Annotated in this window: 7 protein-coding genes and 1 pseudogene; 2 read left to right on the top strand and 6 right to left on the bottom strand. The window is 43.6% G+C overall.

The window, feature by feature from the left end:
• The first annotated feature begins 228 nt into the window (after window positions 1-228).
• Window positions 229-885 carry a nitroreductase family protein gene (locus tag ACVA54_RS06660; protein ID WP_099078791.1) on the top strand — a complete coding sequence of 219 codons (657 nt, stop codon included), beginning with the start codon at window positions 229-231 and terminating at the stop codon, window positions 883-885.
• A gap of 194 nt (window positions 886-1,079) precedes the next feature.
• Here the strand turns inward: ACVA54_RS06660 and ACVA54_RS06655 are convergent.
• Both ACVA54_RS06655 and ACVA54_RS06650 read right to left on the bottom strand, forming a co-directional pair.
• A pseudogene (locus tag ACVA54_RS06655) lies at window positions 1,080-1,281 on the bottom strand (integrase); the annotation flags it as partial.
• Window positions 1,253-1,390 (bottom strand): hypothetical protein, encoded by a 138-nt coding sequence (locus ACVA54_RS06650; protein ID WP_446644869.1) that lies wholly within the window; start codon window positions 1,388-1,390, stop codon window positions 1,253-1,255. The pseudogene ACVA54_RS06655 and the gene ACVA54_RS06650, both read right to left, overlap by 29 nt.
• A gap of 330 nt (window positions 1,391-1,720) precedes the next feature.
• Here ACVA54_RS06650 and ACVA54_RS06645 point away from each other — a divergent pair, with 330 nt between their 5' ends.
• Window positions 1,721-1,993 (top strand): hypothetical protein, encoded by a 273-nt coding sequence (locus ACVA54_RS06645; RefSeq protein WP_446608660.1) that lies wholly within the window; start codon window positions 1,721-1,723, stop codon window positions 1,991-1,993.
• Window positions 1,994-2,292: 299 nt separating this feature from the next.
• Here the strand turns inward: ACVA54_RS06645 and ACVA54_RS06640 are convergent, their stop codons facing one another.
• The 4 genes from ACVA54_RS06640 to ACVA54_RS06625 are packed head-to-tail and all read right to left on the bottom strand — an operon-like array spanning window position 2,293 to window position 6,067.
• Complete coding sequence (locus ACVA54_RS06640; protein ID WP_446608661.1) at window positions 2,293-3,369, bottom strand: HlyD family secretion protein; 1,077 nt, start codon at window positions 3,367-3,369, stop codon at window positions 2,293-2,295.
• Entirely contained in the window at window positions 3,366-3,815 is a 450-nt protein-coding gene (locus ACVA54_RS06635) for a magnesium transporter (RefSeq protein ID WP_159736867.1), read from the bottom strand. The genes ACVA54_RS06640 and ACVA54_RS06635 overlap by 4 nt, the downstream gene beginning before the upstream one ends.
• Before the next feature lie 50 nt (window positions 3,816-3,865).
• Entirely contained in the window at window positions 3,866-4,507 is a 642-nt protein-coding gene (locus ACVA54_RS06630; RefSeq protein WP_446608662.1) for a hypothetical protein, read from the bottom strand.
• A gap of 9 nt (window positions 4,508-4,516) precedes the next feature.
• Window positions 4,517-6,067, bottom strand: coding sequence for an amidase family protein (locus ACVA54_RS06625; RefSeq protein WP_446649478.1), 1,551 nt, complete (start codon window positions 6,065-6,067; stop codon window positions 4,517-4,519).
• Window positions 6,068-6,135: the final 68 nt, after the last annotated feature.

Raw genomic sequence — 6,135 nt, 5'->3', positions numbered from 1 at the left:
TCCCTGGGAGTATTTAGCAAGGTGTGAGAATAGGAAAAACTCTAAGTTAGAGTGCCACTAATCCAGGGAGGGTTACAAGTGTTTTACCAAATTGGTAAATTATGGATAACTACAAGTATCAAAAGTCGCTTAACTTGATGTCCAGTATTGTGGAGCAGTTCAAATATTTAAACTTGATATTTTGTACTAGGCTTTAATAGAAAATCAAACACCTAATAAGGACATACAATGAATCAAATCATCAAAGATTTGCACTTTCGCTATACCGTTAAGCAGTATGACTCCAGTAAGCGTATTCCTTTAGATAAAATTGAGATAATTAAAGAAGCGATTCGGATGTCAGCCTCATCCATTAACTCCCAACCTTGGAAATTTTTGTTATTGGAAAGTGACGAGGCCAAACAGCGTTTCCACAACACATTTGCTATCAAGTATCAATTCAATCAACACCACGCCCTTGAGGCATCTCATGTCATTCTTTTTGCCTACAACCCTAAGTTCACGAAAGAGCAATATGCGCATTGCGTAGATGTTGAAGTAGACTCCGGCCATCTGCCGGAAGACATGTATGACAATATGCTAAACGGAGGCTTCTCGTTCGCGGAAGTGAACACTGATGATGCAGGCTACAACGGCTATTGGACTAAAGCGCAAATGTATTTGGCGCTTGGGAATGCTCTGCACACCTTGGCTCGATTGGAAATTGGTTCCACACCCATGGAGGGAGTCGATACGGCCCTGATAGGACAAGCGTTCGAAGAAGAATTAGATGGCTTTGTTTGTGAGGTAGCCTTAGCTATGGGATATCCGAAAGAAGATGAAGATTATAATTTCGGGTTGCCAAAAGCTAGATTACCAATCGATGAAATATTCAAAACACTATAACGTGTTGATTGGATTGAAATGGTTGACTTCACTGCAATGCCAATAAATGTTTTTACTCATCGATGACCACTCTCGATTCGAAAATGATATTCAATGATGAGTAGCTAGAAACTAGCCCTGAAACAAAGAATTTGGGAATTTTTGTGTTTTATGCCCCGTCAGCACACATGTATGAAAAGCTTGTATCCGTCCTTCTAGCAGTCCGTTTGCTCAGAAAGTCTCAGAGCGTCTTCTAGTTCAACTCCGAGGTATCTAATAGTATTATCTAGCTTCGAATATCCAAGAGAGCTGTACGGCCCTGATGTTTTTCGTTCTGGCATAGATTAAAGTGGCTTTGGTGCGGCGCATGGAATGTGTGCCGTAATAGTCAGCATTCAATCCCAGTTTTGCAGCCCAGCTCTTGATGATCGTTTTCAATCTCCAGCCTAGTTCTGATCCGCCAGATCTCTTCAAGCTTAAATGGTCTTTTGATGCCACTGCATTTTCCAGAAGTTAATTTTCTCATGATGACCTCCTCCCAGTGTTTTTGGTCAACATGAAGTTTGGCAGTCATATTTAGTAGGGTTCAGGAAGAACTGAAACGTTGGTGGACTTCCTGCTGCTCATGAAGGTGATAAGTTAGTTTGTGGTGGGCCTCCAGATCCAATAAAAGAAGGCTCTAGCTCAGTCAAATTAATGGTAAAGCGGCAGCTCGTGTTGATGACAGTACAGTTCATGGCGGTACAATTGTCATTGGAAACGCGACTTTACTCATTGGTGATCAGGGCTAGCGTGGCCCAAATGAAGCGACATTACCCGCTTTCCCTTAGAGCATGGAAGAAGTTGAACACCGCGAATGATGGCGGTCAAAGAAAGGCTTGAAACCGCCAAGACCGAAGGTCAAACCGCCCAATCACCTTACACTACTGAAGATAAGATGTACGCAGTGCATAATCTAGATGGGCGTTATTTGGTACGCATTATTCCAAGCGATTATGATGGGGATAGTGGCACTATAGGCAAGCCTGGCGATCAAACCTATTGGCCCCCCACATACACCCAACTTGAGTACGCCGATTCTGAGCCTGAAATGATTTGTAAAGCAGTGGGTATCCCGCCGCATGTTTGAGCGACCATTTTCTAGCGGAACCAACAATCGTCGAGTTTGGTATGGTTACAGCCCTTATAAACCAGAAATGCTTATCAAACTGGCTGACTTATATAGGCTTTTCTAGAACTTTGTGTTGAAAGGCGCTGATGGAACAACCTCAGCGATGAGGTTAGGAATCGCAAAAGACGCGGTTTCAATTGAAAAAGATTATATACCATGGAAAAACAAAGGAGAGCTAATCCTCTCCTTTGTTAGCACCACATTAGCCAAATGCCTTGGCCAAAACTAGACCTTTTCAGTTATCGCATCTCTTGTTTCTACAAGGCCATTAAATACGACTTCATTGCAGTAAGACGCATTGTTGCCCCGCCAATCATATCGATAAACCCGACCGCTGCAGGTTTCTTCGCACTTATCCAAGCTTGTCCAGTCGCACCAATCGGAATGTCGTAACCACCATTCATATTCTCATCAAACTCGATAAGAACCGTGCGACCGTGAGCACTCATGTTATTACCAATATGCTGGCGAACGTGTTGATCACCCGGCATTAGGCTAACTTGTGCTTCACCGGTGCCCGTTCTCACACTATGGACACGTCCACGGAAGGTTTTTCCTGGAAATGCATCGACATAAAACTCAGCAAACTGACCCGACTCAATCAAGTTATAGGTTTGGTCTGCAATACGCATCTCTACGAATTTTCGTGAAGTATCATACAAGTGGATCCCTCCAAAAATAGTGCCCGCAGAAATATTAATTAAGCTAACCTGGCCATCAAATGGCGCGCGAACCTCTTTTCTATCGTCTTGCCAGCGTGCTGTTTTTAGTCGTGCGTCTACCCCTGTGATTTGCGAACGTACAGCTTGAATCGATGCATCCACTGCTGCTGCCGCTGCGCGTGCCGTATTAAGTCTCGCTCGAACATCTTCCAAGTTTTGCTCTGCAGCAAAGTTGCCCATTTTGCTTAAGCGCTTATAGTTCGCTTCAATGTTTTTGATGGCGTGCTCATCCGCGAGCTTTTGTGCTGCATGCGCTGTGATTTGTGCATTCAAAGCTTGCTTTTCTGCTTGTAGTGCTTCAATCGAGCTTTTTGTGTCGACACTCACTTGCGTATAAAGCAACTGACCTTTTTTCACTTTTTGGTTGTGATCAACAAAGACTTGATCCACTTGCATCATCATAAAGGGAGCCAATGTCGCGTGAGGGGCTTTGACTGTTGTGGAGTTGGTCATATCGACCGGAGACCACATACGGTGCCCAAGAAATAGCACGACCAAAATACCCAAACCAACCCCAACCATTTTCACTGCATTGCGAAGATTCCATGTAATGATCCCCATTTTGACTAAGATCCAGCAAATCAAAATATAAGGTATTAGCATCTCTTTCATGATTGAGCTTCCTCTTTAACCTTTTTCGACAGGCGAATAAATGATTCACCCAATGCTGACCAGTTGGTAAAAGCGATGATGATGGCGAAAATCCACCATGTCTTGTCAACGAATAACCCAAGCATTGTCAGTGCAGATACTAACGTGACATGTGCAGCCATGGTTTTCTCCGCCTTGTGAACAGCAATTTCATGAAGCTCCCACGCCAATTTTAATAAGTAAACAACCATGAGTAAGGTTAAAACGGACGCAAATCCGATGAACCATTCAGCATTCATTAGTGCAATTGGAGCGGGATAGCCTCCACTATAGAAGTACTCTTCAGGAATATCTTTGCCATTAATTTCAGCCCCTAAATGGAAAAACCAGCCCAAACCAAAACAGACGGCAATAAATAGAAGCTTTTTGAACAGACTCAATAAGAATCTTTGTATTTTCTTCATCATACTAATCTCGATACTCTTTCAAAGGCAGTCATGTAAGACTGCCAAATCCGTTAGATATTTAGGTTTACACCCACAACGAAAGCCGAATATTCACGATCTTGTTGAGTTCTTAATTCAACGAATGGAGAGAAGGTTTCATTGAGTTTTGTCAGCCTGAGTTGAAAGTCATCTCGTTCTTCTGTTGTAAAGTGAATATGTTGAAAGTAAGCGTCATATCCATTGAACTGATAACCAATAACGTTATCCAACCGCGTTGTACTGTTTAACAACTTGTAGTCAGTATGGTGGTAACGCGTCCTGTGACTCAAATACATCCCGTTTTGAAAAACATATTGCAGTGCAATCGAAGGGCGGTTTTCTAAAGATTCTCCAAAACCAAATAAGTTTTGATAGCCCAGAGTGATTGCCGCTTGTTCACCTAAAGGAAAACGTTGTGCGACACCAAATTGCGTCACCTGAAATGGAGTTGTGTCCGCTTGAACATTACCAATACGCGCACTATCGATTTCACCCATTAGAGTCAATCGTCCTAGCCTATTTTGACTGTGGTAATACCCTTCTAAGGATGCGGTAATATCTGAACCATTCGCCTCGATATCACCAAATGTTGTATACCCACTAAAACGCCAGTTATCCGCTTGTACGCTAGTACTAAGTACCCAAACTGAAGCTAAAAAAACAAACTTATTCATTTAAGCTCCCTATACGTAGTTCGGGGCAGTTTTATGCGCCCATGGGCTAGCTTGTTCTAGCTGATAAGCGAGTTCGAATAATGTTCTGTCATTGCCGCGCCCAGCAGTAAACATACTGCCGATTGGAATACCAGATTGAGTCCAATAGAGGGGAACAGAGATTGAAGGATTATCAGCAACATTCGCCACAGGAGTGAATGACAGTGCGCGATTACTCTGCTCTTTAAACACTTCAAAATCACTGTTTAACTTAGGGTTTGTTAGCGTATGATCGTGAGCCTTATCTGGAGTAACGGGGGTTAGCCAAAGGTCGACAGACTTGAAAAACTGCTCGTTCAGTTTTGTATCAAGCGCATCTTTATACACAAAGCCTTGCTCAACGTAGTGCGAGTTTTTGCTCGCGTGATGCTCGAACTCTCTAATCCAACCAACCGTAGGCCACCCTAGAACCTTAGATTCTTCGAGTTTCATTTGGGTTTGAGCTTCAACCATCTTACCTAGCTGGCCTAAGCGACTACCAAAAATAGCGGTGAAGTGCAGCATAAACTCAGGACCATTCACTGGATTATTGACGTCTATCACCTCGTGCCCAAGGCTAAGCAACAACTTGATCGTGTTGGCTATCGCCTCCTGAGTATCTTTGTCTGGCATATCGCCAAACATGTTTTTTAATGACACGCCAATACGTAAAGGACGCTCTAGTGGCTGATTAACATAGCCTAGTGGTACGCGTTGATGCTGATTATTACTTCTTACATGGTTTTCGGTCAGGCTAGCTGCTAGCGCAGTGTCTCGTACAGAGCGCGACATGAAGGACGAGTGAGTTAAGACGAAATCGTCAGTACCAACAGCACCACTGATCAGTAGGTTGCGACTTGGTTTATAGCCGAAAATTCCACACATTGATGCCGGAATCCGACAAGAACCACCACCATCAGTACCATGAACAATTGGCGTATACCCCGCAGCAACGGCAGCTCCCGCGCCACCAGAAGAACCTCCCGCGCTGCGTGCTAAGTTCCAAGGGTTTCGCGTCGTACCAAACAGCAGGCTTTCAGTTGAAGCGGAGCTAGTGAACTCAGGGGAATGCGTCATTCCTAATACATTGAAACCTGCACTTTCACAAGCTACGACAAAATCTGATGAGGTTTTAGGGACATTGTTTTTTAGCATGTATGAACCATTAGTAGACGGTACACCAGCTACATCAACGCAGTCTTTAACCAATATAGGAACCCCTGCAAATGGAGCATTCTTATTGATCTTATCGGCATCTTTTAATGCTGCTTCAAATCTCTCATTCACAACTGCATTGATTTCGCCATTAGTTTGCTTGATCTTCGCGATAGCTTCTTCTGCAAGCTCACGTGGTGTCACTTTGCCCTGTCGAACAAGGTTTGCCATAGCAATGCCATCAAGTGGAGTGTTTAAGTTGGTTGAACCGAAAGGAACTTTTGCGCCAGAACCATTTGAAGCAGCCATCGCACTCGGTGCAATTGTGCTGATTGCGGCAACAGAACTTGCCAGTCCCATAGTCTTAATAAAATCACGTCTTTTCATAGGCATACCCTCTACTATCTAGACGTAATTATATGAACTATTGTTGTTTAGCCTTTGCTTTCCAGCGC

It is taken from the genome of Vibrio sp. PNB23_22_6 (genome assembly GCF_052877535.1).
The sequence above is the reverse complement of the archived record's forward strand: the minus strand, read 5'-3'. Positions and strand labels throughout refer to the sequence as shown.

What these genes read in the sequence shown, in the direction of transcription:
- ACVA54_RS06660 (WP_099078791.1), top strand. Translation starts at nt 229, where the DNA reads ATGAATCAAATCATCAAAGATTTGCACTTTCGCTATACCGTTAAGCAG.
- ACVA54_RS06650 (WP_446644869.1), bottom strand. Translation starts at nt 1,390, where the DNA reads ATGAGAAAATTAACTTCTGGAAAATGCAGTGGCATCAAAAGACCATTT.
- ACVA54_RS06645 (WP_446608660.1), top strand. Translation starts at nt 1,721, where the DNA reads ATGATGGCGGTCAAAGAAAGGCTTGAAACCGCCAAGACCGAAGGTCAA.
- ACVA54_RS06640 (WP_446608661.1), bottom strand. Translation starts at nt 3,369, where the DNA reads ATGAAAGAGATGCTAATACCTTATATTTTGATTTGCTGGATCTTAGTC.
- ACVA54_RS06635 (WP_159736867.1), bottom strand. Translation starts at nt 3,815, where the DNA reads ATGATGAAGAAAATACAAAGATTCTTATTGAGTCTGTTCAAAAAGCTT.
- ACVA54_RS06630 (WP_446608662.1), bottom strand. Translation starts at nt 4,507, where the DNA reads ATGAATAAGTTTGTTTTTTTAGCTTCAGTTTGGGTACTTAGTACTAGC.
- ACVA54_RS06625 (WP_446649478.1), bottom strand. Translation starts at nt 6,067, where the DNA reads ATGAAAAGACGTGATTTTATTAAGACTATGGGACTGGCAAGTTCTGTT.